This window comes from Amycolatopsis sp. NPDC047767 (assembly GCF_040704195.1).
Classification (GTDB): Bacteria; Actinomycetota; Actinomycetes; order Mycobacteriales; family Pseudonocardiaceae; genus Amycolatopsis.
This window is the reverse complement of the sequence record NZ_JBEYSJ010000018.1, coordinates 79320-103323: the sequence shown is the minus strand read 5'-3', so window position 1 is coordinate 103323 and position 24004 is coordinate 79320. Positions and strand designations below refer to the sequence as shown.

19 protein-coding genes and 1 pseudogene are annotated in these 24004 nt (G+C 70.5%); 11 read left to right on the top strand and 9 right to left on the bottom strand.

What is annotated here, in order from left to right:
- The first annotated feature begins 26 nt into the window (after window positions 1–26).
- The 5 genes from AB0878_RS29290 (at window position 27) to hsaB (ending at window position 6020) form a co-directional block, all read left to right on the top strand.
- Window positions 27–1607 carry an FAD-binding protein gene (locus AB0878_RS29290; protein ID WP_366583440.1) on the top strand — a complete coding sequence of 527 codons (1581 nt, stop codon included), beginning with the start codon at window positions 27–29 and terminating at the stop codon, window positions 1605–1607.
- A 30-nt stretch (window positions 1608–1637) separates the two neighbouring features.
- A complete protein-coding gene (hsaA, locus tag AB0878_RS29285) occupies window positions 1638–2807 on the top strand; it encodes a 3-hydroxy-9,10-secoandrosta-1,3,5(10)-triene-9,17-dione monooxygenase oxygenase subunit (protein ID WP_366583439.1) in 1170 nt (389 codons plus the stop codon).
- Window positions 2807–3637: a 4,5:9,10-diseco-3-hydroxy-5,9,17-trioxoandrosta-1(10),2-diene-4-oate hydrolase gene (gene hsaD, locus AB0878_RS29280; RefSeq protein WP_366583438.1), complete on the top strand. Its 831-nt coding sequence runs from the start codon at window positions 2807–2809 to the stop codon at window positions 3635–3637. Before hsaA ends, hsaD begins: the two co-directional genes overlap by 1 nt.
- Before the next feature lie 177 nt (window positions 3638–3814).
- Window positions 3815–4714, top strand: a complete 900-nt coding sequence (gene hsaC, locus AB0878_RS29275) for an iron-dependent extradiol dioxygenase HsaC (protein ID WP_366583437.1) — start codon at window positions 3815–3817, stop codon at window positions 4712–4714.
- A gap of 769 nt (window positions 4715–5483) precedes the next feature.
- A complete protein-coding gene (gene hsaB / locus AB0878_RS29270; protein ID WP_366583436.1) occupies window positions 5484–6020 on the top strand; it encodes a 3-hydroxy-9,10-secoandrosta-1,3,5(10)-triene-9,17-dione monooxygenase reductase subunit in 537 nt (178 codons plus the stop codon).
- A 5-nt stretch (window positions 6021–6025) separates the two neighbouring features.
- Here hsaB and AB0878_RS29265 read toward each other — a convergent pair whose 3' ends face one another.
- Complete coding sequence (locus AB0878_RS29265; RefSeq protein WP_366583435.1) at window positions 6026–6280, bottom strand: Smr/MutS family protein; 255 nt, start codon at window positions 6278–6280, stop codon at window positions 6026–6028.
- 93 nt (window positions 6281–6373) lie between these two features.
- Entirely contained in the window at window positions 6374–6772 is a 399-nt protein-coding gene (locus AB0878_RS29260) for a peptidase inhibitor family I36 protein (RefSeq protein ID WP_366583434.1), read from the bottom strand.
- A 142-nt stretch (window positions 6773–6914) separates the two neighbouring features.
- Between AB0878_RS29260 and AB0878_RS29255 the strand changes: the two genes are divergently transcribed.
- Both AB0878_RS29255 and AB0878_RS29250 read left to right on the top strand, forming a co-directional pair.
- Window positions 6915–9707 (top strand): BTAD domain-containing putative transcriptional regulator, encoded by a 2793-nt coding sequence (locus AB0878_RS29255; protein ID WP_366583433.1) that lies wholly within the window; start codon window positions 6915–6917, stop codon window positions 9705–9707.
- A 154-nt stretch (window positions 9708–9861) separates the two neighbouring features.
- Window positions 9862–10425 (top strand): dihydrofolate reductase family protein, encoded by a 564-nt coding sequence (locus AB0878_RS29250; protein ID WP_366583515.1) that lies wholly within the window; start codon window positions 9862–9864, stop codon window positions 10423–10425.
- A 557-nt stretch (window positions 10426–10982) separates the two neighbouring features.
- Here AB0878_RS29250 and AB0878_RS29245 read toward each other — a convergent pair.
- From AB0878_RS29245 to AB0878_RS29215, 7 genes and pseudogenes are all read right to left on the bottom strand, one after another.
- Window positions 10983–12053 carry an MBL fold metallo-hydrolase gene (locus AB0878_RS29245; protein ID WP_366583432.1) on the bottom strand — a complete coding sequence of 357 codons (1071 nt, stop codon included), beginning with the start codon at window positions 12051–12053 and terminating at the stop codon, window positions 10983–10985.
- 10 nt (window positions 12054–12063) lie between these two features.
- Window positions 12064–13098: an acyl-CoA desaturase gene (locus AB0878_RS29240; protein WP_366583431.1), complete on the bottom strand. Its 1035-nt coding sequence runs from the start codon at window positions 13096–13098 to the stop codon at window positions 12064–12066.
- A 79-nt stretch (window positions 13099–13177) separates the two neighbouring features.
- Window positions 13178–14296: an acyl-CoA dehydrogenase family protein gene (locus AB0878_RS29235; RefSeq protein ID WP_366583430.1), complete on the bottom strand. Its 1119-nt coding sequence runs from the start codon at window positions 14294–14296 to the stop codon at window positions 13178–13180.
- Window positions 14293–15285, bottom strand: coding sequence for an acyl-CoA dehydrogenase family protein (locus AB0878_RS29230; protein ID WP_366583429.1), 993 nt, complete (start codon window positions 15283–15285; stop codon window positions 14293–14295). Before AB0878_RS29230 ends, AB0878_RS29235 begins: the two co-directional genes overlap by 4 nt.
- Window positions 15282–16415: an acyl-CoA dehydrogenase family protein gene (locus AB0878_RS29225; RefSeq protein WP_366583428.1), complete on the bottom strand. Its 1134-nt coding sequence runs from the start codon at window positions 16413–16415 to the stop codon at window positions 15282–15284. The genes AB0878_RS29230 and AB0878_RS29225 overlap by 4 nt, the downstream gene beginning before the upstream one ends.
- Window positions 16416–17125: 710 nt before the next feature.
- Window positions 17126–17944, bottom strand: a pseudogene (locus tag AB0878_RS29220) (enoyl-CoA hydratase); the annotation flags it as partial.
- A 748-nt stretch (window positions 17945–18692) separates the two neighbouring features.
- Window positions 18693–20243, bottom strand: a complete 1551-nt coding sequence (locus AB0878_RS29215) for a FadD3 family acyl-CoA ligase (RefSeq protein WP_366583427.1) — start codon at window positions 20241–20243, stop codon at window positions 18693–18695.
- A gap of 71 nt (window positions 20244–20314) precedes the next feature.
- Between AB0878_RS29215 and AB0878_RS29210 the strand changes: the two genes are divergently transcribed.
- From AB0878_RS29210 to AB0878_RS29195, 4 genes are read left to right on the top strand one after another with little or no spacing between them, the layout of a single operon-like run.
- Window positions 20315–21430: an acyl-CoA dehydrogenase family protein gene (locus AB0878_RS29210; RefSeq protein ID WP_366583426.1), complete on the top strand. Its 1116-nt coding sequence runs from the start codon at window positions 20315–20317 to the stop codon at window positions 21428–21430.
- Window positions 21427–22191: an SDR family oxidoreductase gene (locus AB0878_RS29205; RefSeq protein WP_366583425.1), complete on the top strand. Its 765-nt coding sequence runs from the start codon at window positions 21427–21429 to the stop codon at window positions 22189–22191. The genes AB0878_RS29210 and AB0878_RS29205 overlap by 4 nt, the downstream gene beginning before the upstream one ends.
- Before the next feature lie 10 nt (window positions 22192–22201).
- The gene (locus AB0878_RS29200; protein WP_366583424.1) at window positions 22202–22804 is read left to right on the top strand and encodes a TetR/AcrR family transcriptional regulator; all 603 of its coding nucleotides are present in this window, start codon (window positions 22202–22204) and stop codon (window positions 22802–22804) included.
- Complete coding sequence (locus AB0878_RS29195; RefSeq protein WP_366583423.1) at window positions 22797–23948, top strand: acetyl-CoA C-acetyltransferase; 1152 nt, start codon at window positions 22797–22799, stop codon at window positions 23946–23948. Before AB0878_RS29200 ends, AB0878_RS29195 begins: the two co-directional genes overlap by 8 nt.
- The last annotated feature ends 56 nt before the right edge of the window (window positions 23949–24004 follow it).

Below are 24004 nucleotides of genomic sequence, written 5' to 3'. Positions count from 1 at the left end.
CGTGTTCCAGTTCTAGGGTGGCCGACATGGACGAGCTCGTGGCAGACGTCGTCGTGATCGGAGCCGGCGCGGCCGGCGCGTGCGCGGCCATCGAGGCCGCCGACGCGGGGGCCGAGGTGCTGCTCCTCGACCGGTTCTCGGGTGGTGGCGCGAGCCGGGTGAGTGGCGGAGTGATTTACGCCGGGGGTGGCACTTCGCAGCAGGTCGACGCCGGAGTTTCCGACAGCGTCGACGCGATGTTCGAGTACCTCCGGCTGGAGACCGACGGGGTCGTGTCCGCGCGGACGTTGCGGCGGTTCTGCGAGACGAGCCCGGAGATGATCCGGTGGCTCGAAGGGCTGGGGGTGCGGTTCGAGGGGAGTCTGTGTCCCTACAAGACGTCGTATCCCAGCAACGCGCACTACCTGTACTACTCCGGGAGCGAGGCGTCGGGCGGGTTCCGGGACGCGGCCGCGCCGGCGCCGCGCGGGCATCGCGTCAAGGGGCCGGGGACGTCGGGGAAGCTGCTGATGGCACGGCTGCTCGCGGCGGCGCGGGCGCGGGGCGTGCGGGTGGTGCCGCAGACGCGGGCGCGCAGTCTTGTGGTCGACGCTTCTGGTGCGGTCACGGGGGTTGTCGCGGATCGCTTGGCTTCTTCGTGGGCGCGCCGGCGGCATGCGGTGCTGGCTTCGTACGCGGCGAAGCCGGGGATTTATCTGCCGCCGCTTCGGCGCTCGTTGCATCGTCGGGTGGAGCGGCTGGAAGAGCAGTATTCGCGTGAGGTGCGGATCGTCGCGCGGCGCGGTGTGGTGCTCGCGGCGGGCGGGTTCATCGCGAACCGTGCGTTGGTGCGCGAGCACGCGCCGGCGTATCGCGGCGGCCTCGCGCTGGGGACCTCGGCTGACGACGGATCGGGAATTCGATGGGGTTTGTCGGTCGGTGGCCGGGTTGCGGAGATGGACCGGATCTCGGCGTGGCGGTTCCTCACGCCGCCCGCCGCGTTCCTCGGCGGCTTGCTCGTCGACGCCGACGGGCGGCGGATCATCGACGAATCCCGGTACGGCGCGGCGATCGGCGAGCGGATGATCACCGCGCACGGCGGGCGGGCCTGGCTGCTCGTCGACGCGCCGGTGGTTGCCGAGGCTCGGCGCGACGGGCGCAAGCAGGGGCAGTGGTTCGCATGGCTGCAGCTTCGGTATCTGCTCGGCCGCGGTCGCGTCACGGGTGCTTCTTTGGAAGACGTCGCGCGCCGCGCCGGGGTCGATCCCGCCGGGCTCCGGACGACGTACGACGCGTATCGCTCCGGCCCGGATCCGGCGGGGAAGCCGGCGGAGTTCGCGCGGCCGTTGGACACTCCGCCGTTTTCACTGATCGACGTGTCGGTGAAACCGAGTCTTGGTTACCCGTGCCCGATGCTGACGCTGGGTGGGCTCGTGGTCGACGAGGACACCGGCGCGGTGGCCGGCGTGCGCGGTCTGTACGCGGCGGGACGGACGGCGGTGGGAATCTGTTCCAGGTTCTACGTGAGCGGTCTCTCGCTGGCGGACTGCGTGTTTTCCGGGCGCCGGGCAGGGAAGAGCAGTGCGCTGGAGCCGGACCGCGTCGACAAAAACGAGAACGTGTTCTAGTCTTGGTCTCGTCGAACGAGAGGACGGCCGATGAGCGAGCTGGCTGCCGTGATCGCGGGGGTGCGTGACCTGCTCCCGGTGCTGCGGGAACGCGCGCAGGAGACCGAGGACGCGCGGCGCGTGCCGATCGAGTCCGTCAAGGCGTTGCAGGAGACGGGGTTCTTCCGCTTGCTGCAGCCGAAGCCGTATGGTGGACTGGAAGCCGACCCGGTCACGTTCTACACCGCGGTGAAGCTCGTGGCGAGCGCGTGCGGGTCCACGGGCTGGGTCGCGTCCATCCTCGGCGTCCACCCGTGGCACCTGGCGCTGTTCGACGCGCGGGCGCAGGAAGACGTGTGGGGCGAGGACCACGACGTGCGGATCTCGTCGTCCTACGCGCCGATGGGCAAGGCGACCGTGGTCGACGGCGGCTACCGGCTGTCGGGCCGGTGGAGCTTCTCGTCCGGCTGCGACCATTGCACGTGGGTGCTGCTGGGCGCGCCGGCGTTCGCGGACGGTGCTCCGGTGGACTTCTGCACGTACCTGCTGCCGCAGGCCGACTACTCCCTTGTGGACGTGTGGGACACGGTGGGCCTGCGGGGGACGGGGTCCAACGACGTCGTGGTCGAGGACGTCTTCGTGCCTGCTTACCGAGCACTGTCCTTTGTGTCCACGTCGAAGTGCCGGACGCCCGGCCAGGAGGCGAACCCGGGGCCGTTGTACAAGCTGCCCTACGGTTCGGTGCACCCCAGCACGATCACCGCGCCGATCATCGGCATGGCCCAAGGTGCGTACGACGCGCACGTGGAGCACCAGGGCCGTCGCGTGCGGGCGGCGTACGCGGGGGAGAAGGCGCAGGACGACCCGTTCGCCAAGATCCGCATCGCCGAGGCGGCCAGCGAGATCGACGCCGCGTGGCTGCAGCTCACGCACAACATCGACGAGCTGTACCAGCTGGCGTGCCGCGGTGAGAAGCTGCCGTTCTCCACCCGGCTGCGTGTGCGGCGCGACCAGGTCCGCGGCACCGAACGCGCGATCTCGGCGATCGACCGCCTCTTCGAAAACTCGGGCGGCCGCGCGCTCCAACGCGGCACGCCCATCCAACGCTTCTGGCGCGACGCGCACGCCGGCCGCGTCCACGCGGCCAACGACGCCGAGCGCGCATACGTCATGTTCGGCACCGGCGCCTTCGGGCTGCCCGTCGAGAATGCGATGGTGTGATGGGTTCTGTGGTTTCCGTCCCGAGTGGACTCTCGCTGCACTACCACGAAGCCGGCCCCGAGCACGCCGAAACCGTGATCCTCCTCCACGGCGGCGGCCCGGGCGCCTCGGCGTGGTCCAACTTCGGCCGCACCCTGCCCGAGTTCGGCAAGGTGTACCGCACGCTGGCCGTCGACCAGCCCGGTTTCGGGGAGTCGTCGAAGCCCACCGAGCACCCCCACTACTTCCGCCACAGCGCCGACGCCATCGTCGGCCTCATGGACGCCCTCGGCATCGCCCGCGCCCACTTCGTCGGCAACTCCCTGGGCGCCGGCGCCGCCGTCCGCCTGGCCCTGGACCACCCCTCGCGCGCCGGCCGCCTGGTCCTGATGGGCGCCGGCGGCCTGAGCGTGAACCTCTTCGCGCCCGACCCCACCGAGGGCGTGCGCCTCCTGGGCCGCTTCGCCGCTTCCCCCACGCGCGACCGCATGGCCGCCTTCCTGCGCATCATGGTCCACGACCAGTCCCTGATCACCGACGCCCTGATCGACGAGCGCTTCGCCGCCGCTTCGACCCCGGATTCCCTCGCCGCCATGCGCTCCCTCGGCCACTCCTTCGCCACGTCCCCCACCGACGGCCTCCTCTGGCGCGACGCCCACCACCTCCGCCACCGCGTCCTGCTCGTCTGGGGCCGCGAAGACCGCGTCAACCCCCTCGACGGCGCCCTCCTCGCCCTCAAAACCATCCCGCACGCCCACCTCCACGTCTTCGGCAACTGCGGCCACTGGGCGCAGGTGGAAAAGTTCGACGAGTTCAACCGCCTCACCCTCGACTTCCTGGGGAGTCCGTGATGTCGATCGGTTCGCTGAGCTGCTTCAGTACCGCCGTCGCCTTCTTGGGGAGCCTGTGATGGCCATCGGTTCCCGGAGCTGGCTCCGTGTTGCCGTCGGCTTCTTGGAGGCGTGCGTGAGGGCGATTGGTTCCCTGGGCCATCTCCGTGTCGCAGTCGATCTCTTCGGGAGTCCGTAATGGCCATCAGTTCCCTCGGCTACCTCCGCATCGAAGCGACCGACGTCCCCGCCTGGCGCGTCTATGCGTTGAAGGTCCTGGGCTTGGTCGAAGGCACCGGCCCCAACCCCGACGCGTTGTACCTGCGCATGGACGACTTCCCCGCCCGCCTCGTCATCGTCCCAGGCCCCGCCGACCGCCTCGCGCAAGTCGGCTGGGAAGCCGCCAACGCCGCGGAACTCGACGACATCCGCACCCGCCTGGCCGCTGCCTCCGTGCCCTACAAGGAAGGCACTCCCGACGAACTGGCCGACCGCCGCGTCGCCGAACTGATCACCTTCGCCGATTCCTCCGGCACGACGCTCGAAGTCTTCCACGGCGTCGCGCTCCAGCACCGCCGCGTCGTCAGCCCCTACGGCCACCACTTCGTCACCGGCCCCCAAGGCCTGGGCCACGTCGTCCTCTCCACCCACGACGACGCCGCCGCACTCGCCTTCTACCGCGACATCCTCGGCTTCCGCCTCCGCGACTCCATGCGCCTGCCGCCCCAGCTGATCGGTCGCCCCGCCGACGGCCCACCCGCGTGGCTCCGCTTCTTCGGCTGCAACCCCCGCCACCACAGCCTCGCGTTCCTCCCGATGCCCACCCCCAGCGGCATCGTCCACCTCATGCTGGAAGTCGAATCCACCGACGACGTCGGCCTCTGCCTCGACCGCGCCCACCGCCGCTCGGTGCCGATGTCCGCCACCCTCGGCCGCCACGTCAACGACCTCATGCTCTCCTTCTACATGAAAACCCCCGGCGGCTTCGACCTCGAATACGGCTGCGAAGGCCGCCAAGTCGACGACACCACCTGGCTCGCCCGCGAAAGCACCGCCGTGTCCTTGTGGGGCCACGACTTCAGCGTCGGTTCCCGATGACCACGCCGCTTCGCGGTCGTCTCGGCCCGCGTCGGCATAGCGGTGTCTTTGCGGGGCAGGGACTTGAGCCTCAGCTCCCCATGGCTACGGCGCTTCGCGGTCCTCTCGGCCGCCGCCGGTACCGTGGTGTCTCTGTGGGGCCAGGACTTCAGCGTCAACTCGCCATGGCCACGATGCTCCGAGGGTTTGATGGCGCGGGTTTGTTTCGCGGTGTCTTCGTGGGGCCGCGATTTCAGCATCGGTTCTCGACGATCGCGTTGCCGCGCGATCTTTGCCGCGCGGGGAGACACCGCGGTATCGCAGTGGAGTCAGGACTTCAGCGCCGGTTCCCGACGGCCGCAGCCCCTCGCAGTTCTCTCGGCCCGCACCGGCACCGCGGTGCCCCTGTGGGGCCACGATTTCAGCGTCGGTCCCCAATGCCCGCGTCGCTGCGCAGTTTTCTCCCCACGCGGCGGCACGACGGTGCCGGTCCAGGGCCACAACCTCGTCGGCGGTTGCCGTTGACCGCGTCGCTGCGCAGTTTTCTCTCCGCGCGGCGGCACCGCGGTGCCGGTCCATGGCCGCGACCTAGTGGGCGGTTGCCAATGACCACGTTGCTTCGCAGCCTTCGCCGCGCGCGGCGACTCCGCAGCGCCCCCCTGGACTCGCGACTTCACCGCGAGTTTCCGACGTCTCCGTCGCTGAGCAGCCTTCTCCGCCCGCTCCCGCGCACGTATGCCTCGAATCAGCCGACGACCTGGCGTCCCACCGAAACGTCGGTGAGACCGGGATGACCGCCATACTCGATCCGTCTCGATTCCGCGCCGTGCTCGGGCACTTCTGCACCGGCGTCACCGTCGTCACCGGCCACGACGGGGCCGCGCCCGTAGGGTTCGCGTGTCAGTCTTTCGCGGCGTTGTCGCTGGATCCGCCGCTGGCGTTGTTCTGCGTGGCCCGCACGTCGCGCACCTGGCCGGTCCTCGCCGCCACGGGTCGCTTCGCCGTCAACGTCCTCGCCGAACACCAGCGCGACATCAGCGCCACCTTCGGCACCCGCGGCGACGACAAGTTCGCCACCGTCGCCTGGCATCCCGCCCCGTCCGGGGCCCCGCTGATCCACGGCGCCCTCACGTGGCTCGACTGCGCCCTCGAGACCGTGCACCCCGCCGGCGACCACCACGTTGTCATCGGCCGCGTGACCGCACTCGGCGACACCTCCGATGCCCGGCCGCTCCTCTTCCACCGCGGCCAGTACACCGTCACGGAACCCGTGCCGGACCCACTCGCGGCCCTCGTGCCCTGGCCCCGCCCGGACGACTGGCTCTAACGCGCTTACTTCCACCTGAAGTGCACGAACACCCGCCCGAAGTTGTCCTTGTCCTTCTCCACGCGGTGGTAGAGCGCCTTGATCTCCTTCTGCTCCAAGAACCGCAGCACGTGCTTCTTCAGCTGCCCGGCCCCCTTGCCCGGGATGATCTCCACGAGCGGCGCCTTCTTCGCCACGGCCTCGTCGATCACCGCCCGCAGCGCCCGGTCGATCTCGCCGCTGCGGTTGTAGATGTCGTGCAGGTCGAGCTTGAGCTTCATGCCGTCCAGCGTGCCACGCGCACTCGCGCGACGACCGGACCGAGTCGCCGGCGCACCCCTCACGGCGCCGGCGACTCGGTCCGAAGCGGGGGATCAGCAGGCGTTGATCTTCCAGGAGTCGGCCTTGTCGTTGGTGCCCGGGATGTCGGCGAGGTTCTTGTAGTCCTTGAACGGGCTGACCTTGAGGATCAGCTTGTCGCCCAGGACGCCGCGGTGGTTGTAGAGGCAGATGGTGCGGTTGCCGTTGTTGATGATCGACGACAGCTGGCTGCGCTTGTCACCGCTTGATGCCGGCGGCTTGTTGAAGCTTCCCGACGGGGTGGAGTTGTAGTTCAGGTGCCAGCCCGTGTAGCTCGCGTTCTCGTAGAAGCAGTAGTAGTTCACCGGACACGGCGCGGTCGCGGCGGAGGCCGGCGCCGCGGCGAGCACGGTGCCGGCGGCGACACCGGCGATGGCGGCCGCGATCGCGGCGGCGGAACGGATCTTCGACATGGCGGTTCTCTCCCCTTGAGCGGCCACCCCCGGAGTGGGCGACCGGATGGCTCAACCGTGCCGAGCTCCGTCCTCGTGTCGTCATCACGCCGTCCTCACGCAGGTCAGCGCAGGTATGATCACGGTCCGGGGAGGGACGTGGATGGACTTCTGTGTGCTGGGGCCGTTGGAGATCTGGACGGCCGGGGGACGACTGCCCCTCCCGGGAACCCGGCACCAGCGGGTGTTGGCGACGTTGCTGCTCACCCCCAACGCCGTCGTCCCGATGGCGAGGCTCGTCGAGGCCACGTGGGAGGGCGAGCCGCCCGCCACGGCCACCAAGCAGGTGCAGAACTGCGTGTCGGCCCTGCGCGAACGGCTCGGTGACGCCGAGCAGCGCATCATCGTCACCGACGGTCCCGGCTACCGGATCACCGTCGCCGACGACCAGCTCGACCTGCTCCGCTTCACCAAAGGCCTCGCCGACGCCAAGCGCTTCGCCGAGCAGGGCGCCCTGCGCGACGGCGTGCGCGAGATCCGCACCGCGCTCAAGCTCTGGCGTGGCCCCGCACTCGACGGCCTCGACACCCCCGCGCTGATCAGCCGCGCCGCCCGGCTGGACGAGCAGCGCCTCGACGCGTTCGAGTCGTGCGTCGACTGGCAGATCGCGCTCGGCCAGCACCGCGAGGTCATCGACGAACTCGCCGAGGTCGTCGCCGAGCACCCGCTCCGCGAACGGCCGCACGCCCAGCTGATGCTCGCGCTCGACCGCTCCGGCCGGCAGGCGGACGCACTCAAGGTGTTCCAGCGCCTACGCGCCGACCTCGCCGAAGAGCTCGGCATCGACCCCGGCCCGGATGTCCGCGACCTTCACGAACGCATCCTCCGCGGCGAGAACCGCCTGGCCGCCACCGTGCCCGCCACCGCCGCACCGCCGGACGAGCTCGACCGCGCGGTGAAAGAGCTCGCCGCGGCGATCTCCCGGCAGTGGACGGCCGAAGCCGAGTTGCGCTCGCTCAAGCGGCCGGAGCCCGTGCCGTTGAATTGGTCGAGCACCGAGCGCGAGGTCGCCGCCGCCGCGTCAGCGGTGCTCGGCGGCCGCCCCGGCGAGGGCCCGGACCGCCTCGTGTTGAGCGGCGACCTGACCGACCTCGTCGCGAAGTTCCGCCAGGTCCCGGCCCGGCAGCTCGTGGTACTCGGCGAGCCCGGCGCCGGTAAGTCCGTGCTGGCGATCCTCCTCACTCTCGGTCTGCTCACCGACCCACCACCGGGCGAGCCGGTGCCGGTGCTGCTGCCACTCGCCTCCTGGAACCCGCACCGCGAACACCTGCACACCTGGCTGGCGCGCAAGCTGGTCGAGGAGTACCCGGGCCTCGCGAACACCGCCGCCTACGGCGAGGACGCCGGCCTGCGCCTGGTCCTCGAAGGCCGGATCATCCCGGTCCTCGACGGTCTCGACGAAACCCCGCCCGGCCTCCACACCGCCGCGATCGACGCGCTTGACCAGGCTGTCGGCGTCGGTCGCCCTCTGGTGGTGACCTGCCGCAGCGCCGAGTACGAGCTCGCGGTCCGCCGAACGGGCTCCTTCCTGACCCGCGCCGCGGTGGTGGAGATCGAGCCGGTCGAGATCGAGGACACGATCGACTTCCTCACCGCCCGCCGACGCTCCGGCGAGACCCGCTGGGACCCGCTCGTCCGCCGGCTGCGGCGCGAGCCGACCGGGCCCCTCGCCCAAGCCCTGCGCACGCCCCTGATGGTCGACCTGGCCAGGACTGCCTACGCGAACCCCGCCACCGATCCCGGCGAACTCTGCGACCCCACGCGATTCCCGGATCGCGCATCCGTCGAACGACACCTCCTCGACGCGTACCTCCCTGCCGTCTACACCCGCAAACCCGCACCTCCCGCTCAGCTCGCCCGTCCACACCGGCCGCGCGACTACGACCCCACACAGGCCGAGCGCTGGCTCACCTTCCTCGCGCGCCGGCTCGAACACGAACACACCCGCGACCTCGCCTGGTGGCAGCTGGACCGCTCCGTGCCGAGGCTCGTCGTCGGCCTGTACCTCGGGCTGCCGCCCGCGGTGCTGTTCGCCCTCACCGGCTGGCTGGCCGCCGGCCCGGTGATCGGCGCGATCTACGGAGGCTCCTTCGCCATCGCGGGCTGCGTCACCCACAGTGTCGGGCGCCGCCCGGGCCCGTTGCGAGTGGAACCGAGGTTCGCGGGCACCGCCGGCCGTTTCGCCCGCCGGTTCGCGGTGGGCGCCGTGATCGGAGTCTGCCTCGGCCTCGGCTGGTCGCTTCCGGCCTGGGTGATCAGCCTGCTCGCGCTCGTGTTCGGCCTGGCCATCGGCGTGCACGTCTGGCTGGGCACACCGCTGGACGCGAACCGGGTCTCCAGCCCGGAGACCGTGCTACGCCACGATCGCGCCGCGGCCCTCTCGTTCACGTTGTCATTCATGGTCTCCCTGGGTCTCTTCTACGGTTTGGCACTGGCCCTCACCCCCGCGGAGTCCACCTTCGAGGTGCTGAACGGGCACTACGACGTGGTGCTCGGCCTGGCGGGCGGGGTGGCCGCCGGGCTGCTGGGCCGGTACCTCGTGGCGAACCTGGGTGGTGTCGCCTACGGGATCGCCGGCGCGGTCATCGGCGGTCAGGTGTTCCTGCCCGCGACGAGTGCGGCGCAGGCAGTGGTGGGTGGCGGTCTGTTCGGCCTTTCTGTCGGTGTGAGTGTGTGTTTGGCGCGGGCGTGGGGCGCGTTCGCGTTCACGCGGCTCTGGCTGGCGTCGCGGGGTCGGATTCCTTGGGGATTCATGGCTTTCCTCGCCGACGCGCACCGGCGCGGGGTGCTGCGGCAGGTCGGCGAGGTGTATCAGTTCCGGCACGCGAGGCTGCAGGAACGGCTCGCCGACGCGGGATCTACAGCGTGCGGGCGCCCAGACATGGGTGACGAGTAAGGATCACTGGAGCAGCACCGTTCCATCATGCCCACGGTGATCCACTGGTGTCATCGATTCGAACACATGTTCGCACGATCGGGTGGCCGACCGATGATTTTTTGGCGCCGTGCCGGTCTGTACGCGCAATACCGACTCACGGGAGGCTGACGCCATGCGGAAACTGACCTTCGGCATGAACGTGTCCCTGGACGGCTACATCGCCGCACCCGGCGACGACCTTGGCTGGAGCGTGCCGAGCGACGAGCTGTTCCAGTGGTGGTCCGACCGGGTGGGGGCGACCGACCTGGCGCTGTACGGACGCAAACTGTGGGAGGTGATGAGTTCCCACTGGCCGACCGCCGACCAGCGACCCGGTGTCACACCGGCGGAGATCGAGTACGCCCGCCGTTGGCGGGATATGCCGAAGGTGGTGTTTTCCTCGACGATCAGCACGGTCGACTGGAACAGCCGCCTGGTCGCCGGCGACGCGGTCACCGAGATCACCCGGCTCAAGGCCGAGGACGGCGGCCCCATTGACATCGGCGGCGCCACACTCGCCGCAGCGGCGATGCGGGCCGGGCTGATCGACGAGTACGTGCTGGCTACCGCTCCGGTCTTGGTGGGCAGCGGCACGCCGTTCTTCACGGCCCTGGACAACTGGGTGAACCTGACCCTGCTGGAGACCCGGACGTTTCCCGACGGTGTGGTCCTGGCCAGGTACGAGACCAAGCGCTGAATGCGTAAGGGATCCCGTCAACGGGACGGTCGGACCCGGTGGTTCACCGGGTCCCCGTGCCGGTGCGTGCGCTTGTCGCGGCGTCCTGTCGGCGAGGGCCTGGTGGGGCTGCAGGATGTTGTAAGTGCGACGGAACGGGTCGAGTTTGACAGCGAGGCGTTGCCGTCGTGACCGGGAAACTTCGGACCCTGCCACCAAGTCTGGCGCACCCCGGGTGTCATTGACTCGAACACACGTTCGCACGATCGGGTGGTCACTCGGGTGAAGGGCGGCGATTGCCGCCTCAGGCGCGCTAACGTCGGATTCATCAAAAGCAGCCGGACGCGGTGCGACTCCGCCCCGTCCTCCTCGGCGCGGAAATCCTTCAGCGGCAACTATTTCTGCACTCGAGCAGCACACCCTCGAGCAGCACACCCTCGAGCAGCACACCGTCACATTCATGAGAGAACGGAACAGCGATGTACGCAGCAGAAGTCGATTCGGTGGCGCGTAAACAAGCTCATTCGCACCGGAGACCCGAGCACCGCCTCAAGGACGGCGAGCGAAGACCCAGGGCGTCATCCCAGCGTCTGCCACCAACCGTCCACCGCGGGCGGGTTCGCCACGTCGATCCGCTGACCGGGCTTCGGCACGGCGAGCGCGAGGTCGTTCGCCTTGGCCTCACGCCACACCCGGTCCGCAGGCTCGCCCCAGGGGTGCATGGCGAGGGAGAACGTGGCCCAGTGCACCGGCACGAGCAGCCCACCGCGAACGTCGATGTGTGCGGCGATGCCCTCTTCGGGCGTCATGTGGATGTCCGGCCAGTGCGGGGCGTACGCACCGACCTGGATGAGTGTGGCGTCGAACGGTCCGTACTCGTCGCCGATCTTGGCGAAGCCGTCGAAGTAGCCGGTGTCCCCGCTGTAGAACACCTTGTGCTGCGGCCCGGCGATGACCCACGACGTCCACAGGGTGCTGTCATTGCCGATGCCGCGGCCGGAGAAGTGCTGGGCCGGCGTCGCCACGAACCGGATACCGGCGACCTCGGCTTCCTCGTGCCAGTCGAGCTCGACGATCCGCGAAGCCGGCACGTGCCACCGCTCCAGGTGCGCGCCGACGCCCAGCGGCACGAGGAACGGCGCGTCGTGCGCCTCGAGCAGGGCGCGCACGGTGGCGAGGTCGAGGTGGTCGTAGTGGTCGTGGGAGATCACGATCGCGTCGATTCGGCCGACGGCGTCCAGCGGCACCGGCGCGGCGTGCAGGCGGCGCGGGCCGACGAAAGCGGCGGGCGAGACCCGGTCGCTCCACACCGGATCGCACAGCACGCGGGCGCCGTCGATCTCCACGAGCGTCGACGCGTGGCCGTACCAGGTGAGGAACAGCCCTTTGGCGGAATCGGCAGCGGCATCGGCCACGAGCGGGATCTCTCCGGTCGGCTTGCGGCGGTCGCGGTCGTCGCCGAAGAGCAGCTCGCGCAGGATGCCGCCGGCGGCCGACGGCGACGGGGACGAGCGCGTGGGTGAGGCGTTGTGGAAGACGCCGTCGGCGTACTGCGGCGAGCGACGCATCCGCTCGGCACGCGCGCCGGTGGCCTTCGCGCCGAAGGCCACCGGGAGGTCACCGAGTGCCGAGACAGTTTTCCTGAGCATGCCCCCGAGTCTACGAACGCTTCCTGAGAGGAGCCCCAGCTTCGTGCAGGTGGGTCAGCGCCTGCCGGTAGGACTCCACGAGGCTCGTCTGCAGGTAGGGAATGCCGAGCTCGGCGCAGTAGCCCTGCACGATCGGTTGCGCGCGTCGCAAGTGCACCGACGGCATGCTCGGGAAGAGGTGGTGCTCGATCTGGTAGTTGAGGCCGCCGAGGGCGACGTCCACGATCGCGCCGCCGCGGACGTTGCGCGAGGTGAGCACCTGCTTGCGGAGGAAGTCGAGCTGGGGGCGGCCGGTGAGCGTCGGCATGCCCTTGTGGTTCGGCGCGAAGATCGATCCCATGTAGACACCCCACAGTCCCTGGTGGACGGCGAAGAAGACCAGGGCCAAGCCCGGCGGGAGGACGACGAACAGCGCGGTGAGGTAGGTCGCGAAGTGCAGCGCCAGGAGAGTGGCCTCGAGGCCACGCCGGCGCAGGCCGGGCCGGGCGACCGCGCGGATGCCGGACCAATGCAGGTTCAGGCCTTCGAGCGTGAGCAGCGGGAAGAAGAGGAACGCCTGGTGCCGGCCGATGAATCGGGGCACGCCGCGGCTGGCGCGGGCCTGGTCCTTCGACCAGACGAGGATGTCGGGGTCGACGTCGGGATCCAGCTCCTCGTGGTTGGGGTTCGCGTGGTGGCGGGTGTGCTTGTCCATCCACCAGCCGTAGCTCATGCCCACGCCCAGGTTGCCCGCGAGGAGCCCGGCGGCTTCGGTCGGGCGTCGCGTGCGGAACACCTGGCGGTGGGCGAGGTCGTGGGAGAGCAGGGCGATCTGGCCGAACATGAAGGCCTGGAACGCGGCGACGGCGAGCTGCCACCACGAGTCCCCGAGGAGCGCGAAGGCGACGCAGCCGCCGGCGAACAGCGTGGCCACCACGGCGATCCTGGCCGTGTAGTAGCCGGGGCGCCGCGCGAGCAGCCCCGCGTCGGTGATGCGACGGGAAAGGCGGGCGAAGTCGCTGCCCGGGCCGGCCGCGGCCGGGAGGACGAGATTGTCTGTGGTCACCTCGTCGAGTTTTTCGGGGAAGCCGGTCGAGCAGAACCCGGCAGACCCCAGAACCCGCACGGGGGGTGGCCCTACCCCGCTAGGGGTGGACGCGCGAAAGGTGGTGATGGGGTGCGCCGAAAAGCTGCGAGGTGGCGTGTGCTCGTTTGAAGTACCGGTGCGCGGGATGGTCCCAGGTGATGGCGATGCCGCCGTGCAGCTGGATCATCTCGGCGGCGACCGCGGCGAACACCTCGCTGCAGTGCACCTTCGCCACCGCCGCGAGCCGCGGCGACCCCGGCGCGGCGTAGGCGGCTGAGCGTGCGGTCTCGACGAGCACGTGGAGGTCGGCCATTCGGTGCTTGAGCGCCTGGAAGCTCCCGATCGGGCGGCCGAACTGCACCCGCCGGCGCGTGTACTCCACGGTGAGCTCGAGCGCCCGGGCCGCGGCGCCGGCCTGTTCGGCGGCGAGGACGGCACAGGCGACGTCGCGGACCCGTGCGAGGTCGACCCGTCCGAGCGGACGCGCGCGGACACGGTCGAGCGTCACGGTGGCGAGGTGGCGGGTCTCGTCCATCGTCGGTACGGGTTCGCACCGGACGCCGGGGCTCGCGGGGTCGACCTCGAAAAGGGCGGGTCCGTCCGGGGTTCGGGCGGCGGCCAGGAGGACGTCGGCGCCGGCGGCGTCAAGTACGTAGTGGGCGGTTCCGTTCACTGTGGACTCGTCAGCGGTGAAGGCGGGCTGCAGAGGGTCCCAGTGCCCGTCGGCGGTCCAGGCGAGAGCGCCGACGATGCCCTCGGCCAGGGCCGGGAGCAGGCGGGCCAGGACCGGAGAGTCGGTCTCGGTGGCGTTCGTGTTGGTGTTGGTGGTGGCGAGGAGGGAGGTGACGGCGAGGACGGAGGAGCCGAGAAACGGTACGTCGGTGAGGTCGCGGCCGAGTTCTTCCGCGACGATCTGCACCTCGGTGAGGCCGATGGCGTCGTCCGGAGAGCCTGGAGCGGCCGGCTGGCGCGGGCGGATCGGGCCGGAGTGGTGGATCGAGTCGGCCGGATCTGCCGGCTGGGTCGCCGGTTCGATGGCGAACCCGCCGAACCGTTCGGGCACGGTGAGGGCTGCGGCACCCACCTGGGCGCACAGGGCAGGCCACGGCTCGGCCTCGCGGTCGAGGAGCTTGCGGACGCTGGCGCGGAGGTCGTCCTGCTCGGGCGTGAACGTCACGGTGCGATCGCCGCCAGGACGCGTCGGCGGTGTTCCGCCGGGGTGCCCCAGGCGCCGACGAGGGCGCGGACGCGCGTGAGGCGCAGGCCGAGCGGGTGTTCGGCGGCGTAGCCGACGGCGCCGTGGACCTGGAGCGCCGTCCGGGCGGCGAGGTGGGCGGCGTCGCCGCAGGCGGTCTTGGCGGCGGAGACGTCGGCGGGCTCGCCGGTGACCGCGGCGCCGTGGAGGAGGGGGGTCGCGAGTTCGAGGGCCGTGGCGACGTCGGCGAGGAGGTGCTGCACGGCCTGGTAGCGGCCTATCTCGCGGCCGAACTGGCGGCGGGTGAGGGCGTGGCTGACCGAGGCTTCGAGGAGCCACCGGCCGGCGCCGAGGAGCTGGGCCGCGGTGAGGAGGGCGCCGAGGTCGAACGCGCGCTCCGGTGCGAGCGCGGGACCGACGTCGGTCCCGGGCACGGGTTCGAACAGGCGGCGTGCTGCGTCGAGGGAGGAGAGGGCGGCGCCGGGTGTGAAGGTGCGGAGGCGCAGGCCGTCGACGAGGTAGCGCGCGTCGGCGAGGTCGGCGTCGAGGGCGAAGGGAACGTGAGGTGGGAAGGAGAGCGATACGAGTGTTTCGCCGGTGGCCACGGAGGCCAGCACGCCGTCGTCGAGCAGCAGCGGCAGCACCGCGGCGTCGGTCCACGGGCCGGGCGGGCAGAAACGGCCCAGTACTTCGAAGGCGACGACGGCATCGACGACGTCCGCGCCTGAACCGCCGGCGCCGGCTGGAGTGTGATCATCGGCTGGGCGGTTGGCGGTGGCGAGACCGCCGTGGTGAGTGGGGATGGTGAGGGATTGGAGGCCCTGGTCGGCGAGTCGGCGCCAGATTTTCAGGCCCGGGCCGGGGTTGCCGATGGCCCAGGCGCGGGTGGCGGTGTCGCAGTCGAGGGTGGTGAGCAGGGCCGTGAGGGAGGCGGCGAAGTCGAGGTGGTCGGGGGAGAGGGTGAACCTCATCGGTCTCCTCTCGGGAGGCCGAGCAGTCGCTCGGCGATGATGCCGCGCTGGATTTGGTCGGTGCCGCCGTAGAGGGGGCCGGCGAGGGAGAAGAGCCAGCCGTCGGGCCAAGGGCCGCGGAGTTCGGCGGGCGGGCCGAGGAGGTCGAGTGCGGTTTCGTGGAGGGAGAGGTCGAGGTGTGACCAGAAAAGCTTGGTGACGCTGGCTTCCGGGCCGGATTGGGTGCCGTCGGCGAGGCGGGTGACGGTCGCGAACGTGTGGAGCTGGTAGGCGCGGGCGCCGATCCAGGCGTCGGCGACCTGGGCGGCTGTGGCGTCGGGTCGGCCTGAGGCGGACCAGAGGTCGGCGAGACGTCTTACGGCGGCAAGAAATCTGCCGGGGCTGCGCAGAGAGAGGCCGCGTTCGTTGGCGGCGGTGGTCATGGCGACGCGCCAGCCGTCGCCGGGGGTGCCGATGATGTCGGTGTCCGGGACGAAGGCGTCGTCGAAGAAGATCTCGGCGAAGCCGGGCTCGCCGTCGAGCTGGGAGATGGGGCGCACAGTGACGCCGGGGGCGCGGAGGTCGGCCATGAGGTAAATGAGGCCGCGGTGGCGCGCCGAGCCGGGTTCGCTGCGGAACAGGCCGAACGCCCGGTCCGCGAAGGCGGCGCGGGAGCTCCAGGTCTTCTGGCCGTTGAGGAGCCAGCCGCCGTCGGTGCGGGTGGCAGTGCTGCGGAGGGAGGCGAGGTCGCTGCCGGCTTCCGGTTCGGACCACGCCTGGGCCCACACTTCTTGTGAGCGCGCCATTTTGGGCAGGATCCGGGTGCGCTGCTCGGGGGTGCCGTGGGAGAAGAGGGTGGGGGCGAGCATGAAGATGCCGTTCTGGTTCACCCGCGCGGGCGCGCCGGCGGCGTAGTACTCCTCCTCGAACAGGACCCACTCGAGGAGGCTCGCGTCGCGGCCGCCGTACTCGCGGGGCCAGGAGACGACGGACCAGCGCGCATCGGCGAGCTCCTCTTCCCAGACGCGGTGTGCTGCGAAGCCCTCGGCCGTGTCGAACGAGGGCAAGGGCTCGCGCGGCACGTGCGTGGCCAGCCACTCGCGCGCCTCGTCGCGAAATGCCTCGGCAGCGGGGCCTAGTTCGAGGTCCACTGGGCTCACGCTCCGCTTTCGGCCGCACCGCCAGTGGGCTCGGGTCCGAGGCCGGCCGAGTTGCGGCGGGCCGTGGCGCGGTCGGCGGATTCGGCGCTGGCGTTACTTGGGATACGGCGACCCGTGGGCTGGCCGGTGGGTTCAGGACCGGTCCTGCCTGCGGCACCGTGATCTGTGGGGCTGCCGGCGGATTCGGGACTGGTGACGCCTGAAGGGCGGTGATCTCTGGGAGGGCCAGAGGATTCGGGACTGGTGTTGCTGGCGCTGCGCTGATCCGTGGGGTGGGCGGCTGGTTCGGGATTCGTAACGGCTGGAGGGTGTCGGTCTGTGGTAGGGCCAGGGGGTTCGGGACTGGTCTTGCTGGCGCTGCGGCGACCCGTGGGCTGGCCGGTGGGATTGGCGACGGCCGTAGGGCGGTGGTCAGGGGGAAGGCCAGAGGAATCAGGACCGATGTTGCTTGCGGTGCCGTGATCCGTGGGGTGGCCAGCGGATTCGGGGTTGGTGTTGCTCGAGATGCCGGGATTCGTGGCGTGGTCGGTGGAATCCGGGCTGGTGAAGGCTGAGGTGGTGAAGGCTAAGGCAGGGCGGACTGCGAATGTGGGACCAGTGTTGCTTGCGGGGCTGTGATTTGTGGGGTCGGGGCTGGTGGCGCCTGAGGTGGCGTCGGCGGCGGGGGTTGGCGCAGCGTGGGGCGTTGGCGGTGTGGGGTGGCGCATGGAGTGGGCGTTGTGGCCGCCGAGGGAGTCGCCGGTGGTTTCGGCGTTGTGGGCGTGGGCGAGGTGGTGGAGGGCGAATGCGGAGTCCATGCCGTTGCGCAGGCCCATGAGGTCTTCGGCTTGGTTGACGGCTTTTTTGGCGAGGGCCAGGCCGAAGCGGGGCATCTCGGCGATCTGGGCGGCCAGTGACAGAGCCTCGGATTCCAGGGCAGCGCGGGGGACGACGCGGTTGACCATGCCCCACGTCAGGGCCTGGTCGGCGGAGAAGCGGGCGCCGGTGAAGAGGACTTCCTTGGCGGCGCGCGGGCCGAGGACCCAGGGGTGGGCGAAGTACTCGACGCCGGGGATTCCCATGCGGACCACGGGGTCGGCGAAGAAGGCGTCGTCGGAGGCGACGATGAGGTCGCACGTCCAGGCGAGCATGAGGGCGCCCGCGATGCAGGCGCCGTGGACGGCGGCGATGGTGGGCTTCGGCAGGTCCCGCCAGCGACGGCACATGCCGAGGTAGACCTCCGATTCGCGGGCGAAGCGCTGGTCGGCGCCGGGAGCGTCGACGTGGTCCCACCAGGTCACTGCGCGGCGGGGGAACGAGACGTCGGCGTCGCGGCCGGGGGAGCCGATGTCGTGGCCGGCGGAGAAGTGGTTGCCCGCGCCGGCCAGGACGATGACCTTGACGTCGGAGTCTTCGACGGCGCGGGTGAAGGCATCGTCGAGGGCGTAGGTCATCGCGGAGTTCTGGGCGTTGCGGTACTCCGGCCGGTTCATGGTCACGACGGCGGTCGGGCCGCGGCGTTCGTAGAGGACTTCAGACATCGGTGAGTCCTCCCCGATTGCTGTGGTCGGCCCCGTACCCGGCGAGGATGGGGATGAGGGCATGACTTTTGTGCGTGTCGTCAGTCATTGTGGTCTCCCCGGTTGCGGTGGTTGGCCTGTTCCGGGGCGAGGATGGGGATGAGGGCATGACTTTTGTGCGCGTCGTGAGTCATTGTGGTGTCCCGGGTTGCGGTGGTGGGCCTGGTCCGCGGCGAGGACGGGGATGAGGACGCGACTTTTGTGCGCGTCGTGAGTCATTGTGGTCTCCCGGGTTGCGGTGGTGGGCCCGGTCCGCGGCGAGAATGGGGACAAGGACACGACTTTCGTGCGCTTCTTCAGCCATTGTGATTTCCGGTTGCTGTGGTGGGTTCACAGTCAGAAGGGAATCGGGCCACGGTGTGCGCGCACGTCTTCGGACATTGGTGCGGTCTTCGCCGGTTGTGGAGGGTCGGCCGGTTCGCGGTGACGAGGGTGGTGGCGCCTTGGTGTTGGTGGAGGGTTTCAGGCATCGGTGTTCGCGCCGTTGCGGTGGGCCGGCCCGATCCGGTGACGAGGGCGATGGAGGCGCAGTGGTTGTCGAGGGCTTCAGGCATGGGTGAGCTCCTCGGGATTCCACCAAGCGGGCCGGTTCGTGGTGGGGATGGGACGGAGGGGTTCGTGTGGCGGCCTAGGACATGCGAAGTGCCGACTGGAGGACGTCGGGTCTGCGCGGCGTGGCCGTGATGGCAAGCACGCCCGGTGCGAGGACTCAGGCATGCGGGCGCTCCTGTGGTGGGACCGGGGTGGTGGGCGTAGCAGAGGCGGGGTCGGGTGGGGCGTCGCGCAGAAGGCGTTTGAGGACCTTGCCCGAGGGGTTGCGGGGGAGGGCGGACATGAACTCGACCGAGCGCGGAACCTTGTAGTTCGCCAGTTTTTCCTTGCAGTAAGCCAAAACCTGTTCGGCGGACACGGCGGCGCCGGGGCGGGGGACGATGTAGGCGCGGCCCACCTCGCCCAGGCGGGGGTCGGGGTGGCCGACGACGGCGGAGTCGGCGATGGCGGGGTGGGTGGCGAGCACCTGCTCGACCTCGGCGGGGTAGACGTTGAAGCCGCCGGTGACGTAGAGGTCCTTGAGGCGGTCGGTGATGCGGAGGTGGCCGTCGGGGGACAAGTGCCCGACGTCGCCGGTGTGGAGCCAGCCGGCGGGGTCGATGGCGGACGCGGTGGCGGCCGGGTCGTCGAGGTAGCCGAGCATGACGTTGGGGCCGCGCAGGAGGATCTCGTCGTGGGCGCCGAGACGGATTTCCATGTCGGCCGTGGGGAGGCCGGAAAAGTGGGCGATCACGTCCAGCGGATCGGTCGGCCGGCTCATGGTGGCGACGACGGCTTCGGTCAGGCCGTAGGCCGTGAGTACCGTGTCGAAGCCCAGGTCGGAGTGCATGCGGGTCACCAACGACGCGGGGACGGTGGCTGCGCCCGTGACGGCCAGGCGCAAAGTGGACAGGTCGTGGCGTGAGCGGCCGGGGGCGTCCAGGAGCATTTGGTAGACGGTCGGGGCGCCGGGGAGCACGGTGATGCGTTCCTGTTCGATCAGCTGCAACGTCGTAACAACATCGAAGACGCGTTGCGGAACGATCGTCGCGCCCGTCAGGACGCAGGCCAGGATGCCGGCCTTGTAACCGAAACTGTGGAAGAACGGGTTCACCACCAGGTACCGGTCCTGTGCGGACAGAGAGGCGCACGAAGCCCACGCCGCCGCCACCCCGAGGGCTTGACGATGCGCGCTCATGGCGCCCTTGCTGCGGCCGGTGGTGCCGGAGGTGAAGAGGATGTCGCTGACGTCGTCCGGGGTCACCGCCGCCGCATCGCAAGTGCCGTCCACATCGGACCATTCGACGACGCCCGGCACCGGAGGTTCTGCACCTTCGACCGGAACCCGCACGACGAGCGGTGGCAGGGAGTACAACGCGGCCAGCCGCGAAGTGCCGAGGAACCGGCCCGTGATCACCAAACCCGAGACCCGGGCGCGAGAAAGCACATCCAGAGTCTCCCGCGCGGTGAACCGGGTGCTCACCGGAACGAGGGTCGCGCCCGCGTACAGCACGCCCAGGCCGGCCACGACCCAGTGCCAAGTGTTGGGGGAGCACACCGCGACCCGATCACCGAGGCCAACGCCGTGGGAAGACAGGAAGCCTGCGAAGACACGCACGCGGGAGCGCAGCGCGGCCCACGTCAGCCGGACGTCGCCGTCGGCCACGGCTTCGCCCGTGGGGTCCCGCTCCGCGGCCGCGTCGAGTGCTGCGGGGACCGTCAGCGTCATCGCAGACCTCCCTAGCAAGTGCTTGGTAGGGTAACCTACTGACGAGCCCCGGGGCCAGAGAGGAGAACGCGGTGGACGAGTTCCGGACGCGGATCCGCACCTGGCTGGCCGAGCACCTCGATCCGAAACTGAAAGGCCTCGGCGGGCCCGGCCGTGAGCACGAAGCCTTCGCGGAACGCCGGGCCTGGGAACGGAAACTCGGCGCCGCCGGGTGGAACGGGATCGGCTGGCCGACCGCGCACGGCGGGCGCGGTGCGACGATCGAGCAGCAGGTCGCGTTCCACGAGGAGTACGCCCGTGCCGACGCGCCCGCGCGGGTGGGACACCTCGGGCAGGAGCTGCTGGGGCCGGCGCTCATCGCGTTCGGCACCGAAGCGCAGCAACGCCGGTTCCTGCCGAAGATCCTCGCCGTCGACGAGCTGTGGTGCCAGGGCTACTCCGAACCCGGCGCGGGGTCCGACCTCGCCGCGGTCGCCACGAAAGCCCGGCTCCGCAACGACGAGTGGGTGATCACCGGCCAGAAAGTCTGGACTTCCCTCGCTCACGTCGCCGATTGGTGCTTCGCGCTCGTCCGCACCGAGCCGGGCAGCAAACGCCACCACGGGCTGTCGTTCCTGCTCATCCCCATGCACCAGGACGGCGTGGAGGTCCGGCCGATTCGTCAGCTCACCGGCACGGCCGAGTTCAACGAGGTCTTCTTCACCGAAGCGCGCACCGCCAAGGACCTCGTGGTCGGCGCGCCCGGTGACGGCTGGCGGGTTGCGATGGGGCTGCTCGGGTTCGAACGCGGCGTCGCGACGCTCGGGCAGCAGGTCGGGTTCCGTCGGGAGCTGGAGGCGATCACGGAGCTGGCCGAAACGTCCGGAGTGGCAACGGATCCGCACATCGCCGAAGCCATCGCCCGGGCGTGGGTCGGCCTCGAAGTCATGCACGCGCACGCCCTGCGCGCACCCGACGGGCCCGGCGCCGCGTCCGTCGCGAAGCTGGTCTGGGCCGGCTGGCACCGCAAGCTGGGCGAGCTGGCCATGCTCGTGCGCGGCACCGCGGGCCTGATCGCGACCGAAGACCGCTGGCAACGCCTGTTCCTCTTCTCCCGCGCCGACACCATCTACGGCGGCTCCGACGAGATCCAGCGCACCGTGATCGCCGAGCGCGTGCTCGGCCTGCCCCGGGCGGCCCGCCCGTGATCACCGTCCCGAAGTACCCGCGTGCCAACAACCTGCTCAAGGACAAGGTCGTCGTGGTCACCGCGGCAGCGGGCACCGGCATCGGCTCCGCGGCCGCGAAACGCTGTCTGGAAGAAGGCGCGAACGTCCTCATCAGCGACCGCCACGAACGCCGTCTCAAGGAGACCGCGGCCGACCTCGGCGTGCCCGGCGTGCCCTGCGACGTCACGCGCGAAGAAGACGTGCAGCACCTCATCGACGCGGCCGTCGAGCACTACGGCCGCCTCGACGTGCTCGTGAACAACGCCGGTCTCGGCGGCACCTGCTCGCTGCTCGACATGTCCGACGACGAGTGGTCGCGCGTGCTCGACGTGACGCTCACCGGCACCTTCCGGGCCACACGCGCGGCCCTGCGCCGGTTCGCGGTGCAGAAATCCGGCGGCGCCATCGTGAACAACGCGAGTGTGCTCGGCTGGCGCGCGCAGGAGGGCCAGGCCCACTACGCCGCCGCGAAGGCCGGCGTGATGGCCCTGACCCGCTGCGCCGCCGTGGACGCCGCGCCCTACGACGTGCGCGTGAACGCCGTCGCGCCCAGCCTCGCGATGCACGTCAACCTCGCGAAGGTGACCAGCGACGAGCTGCTCGCCGAGCTCACCGCGCGCGAGGTCTCGGGGAGGGCGGCGCAGCCGTGGGAGGTGGCGAATGTGATGGTGTTCCTGGCCAGTGAGTACGCCTCGTACCTCACCGGCGAGGTGGTGTCGGTCAGTGCCCAGCACGCGTGAGGTGGAACGAGTGAAGAACGCCCCCGGATCCCGGCGAGCCGAGCTGCTCGCGCTCGCCGCGAAGCTGTTCGCCGAGCGCGGGTACGTGTCCACCACGGTCCGCGACATCGCCGATGCCGCGGGCATCCTGTCGGGCAGCCTGTACCACCACTTCGACTCGAAGGAGTCGATGGCCGACGAGATCCTGTCCGGCTTCCTCGACGAGCTCTTCGGGGCCTACGCCGAGATCGTCGCGGAGCGCAAAGGCCCGCGCGAGACGTTGGAAGCCGTGGTCGTCGCGTCGTTCGACTCGATCCACCGCCGCCCCGCCGAGGTCGCGATCTACCAGAACGAAGCCCAGCACCTCATGCAGCTGCCGCGCTTCGCCTACCTCAACGACCGCAACGCCGAGTTCCGCAAGCTCTGGAACGGCATCCTCACCGACGGCGTCGAGGCCGGCGTCTTCCGCCCGGACCTCGACGTGGAGCTCGTCTACCGCTTCATCCGCGACACGGTCTGGGTCGCCGTGCGCTGGTACAACCCCGAAGGCGCGCTGAGCGCCCACGACGTCGCCGACCAGTACCTCGGCATCCTGCTCGACGGCATCGCGACCCGCAGGAGGCGCCGTGGCTGAGGCCTACGTGCTCGACGCCGTGCGCACGCCCGTCGGCCGGCGCGGCGGCGCGCTCTCGGCGGTGCACCCCGGGGACCTCGGCGCGCACGTGATCCGGGCGCTGATGCACCGGACGCGAATCGACCCGGCACTGGTCGACGACGTGATCCTCGGCTGCGTCGACACGCTCGGCCCGCAGGCCGGCAACCTCGCGCGCACCGCGTGGCTCGCCGCCGGGTTCCCCGACCACGTGCCGGGCGTGACCGTCGACCGCCAGTGCGGTTCGAGCCAGCAGGCCGTGCACTTCGCCGCGCAGGCGGTGCTCAGCGGCACGGCCGACCTCGTGCTCGCGGGCGGGGTGCAGAACATGTCGGCCGTGCCGATCGGTTCGGCGATGCTCGCCGGGCGTGAGCTGGGGTTCCCCGACCCGTTCTCGGGCTCGAAGGGCTGGCAGGAGCGCTACGGCGCCGAGGAGGTCTCGCAGTTCCGCAGCGCCGATCTCATCGCGCGCCGCTGGGACCTCTCGCGCGCGCAGCTGGAGGAGTTCGCGCTGCGCAGCCACGAACGCGCGGCCGCCGCCATCGACGAAGGGCGCTTCGACGCCGAACTCGTGGCCTACGTCGACTTCCGCGTGGACGAAGGTCCCCGTCGCGACACCAGCCTCGCCAAGATGGCCGCGCTGAAGCCGCTTTCCGAAGGCTCCTGCATCACCGCCGCGGTCTCCAGCCAGCTTTCCGACGGCGCGAGCGCGACCCTGCTCGCCTCGGAAGCGTTCGTGCGGGAGCACAAGCTGAAGCCCAAGGCACGCATCCACCACCTGTCGGTGCGGGCCGCGGATCCGGTGTGGATGCTCACCGGCCCGATCCCGGCGACCGCGCACGCGCTGCGCAAGACCGGCCTGACGATCCGGGACATCGACCTGTTCGAGGTCAACGAGGCGTTCGCCAGCGTCGTGCTCGCGTGGCTCGACGAGACCGGCGCCGACCCGGACCGCGTGAACGTCAACGGCGGCGCCATCGCGCTCGGCCACCCGATCGGCGCTTCGGGCACGAAGCTGTTCGCCACGCTCCTGCACGAGCTCGAACGCCGCGACGCGCGGTTCGGCCTGCAGACGATGTGCGAAGGCGGCGGCACCGCCAACGTCACCATCGTCGAACGGCTCTGAAGGGCCGGCCACCACACCGTCCAGCCGCAGGGACGGCGTGGTGACCGGCAGGAGGG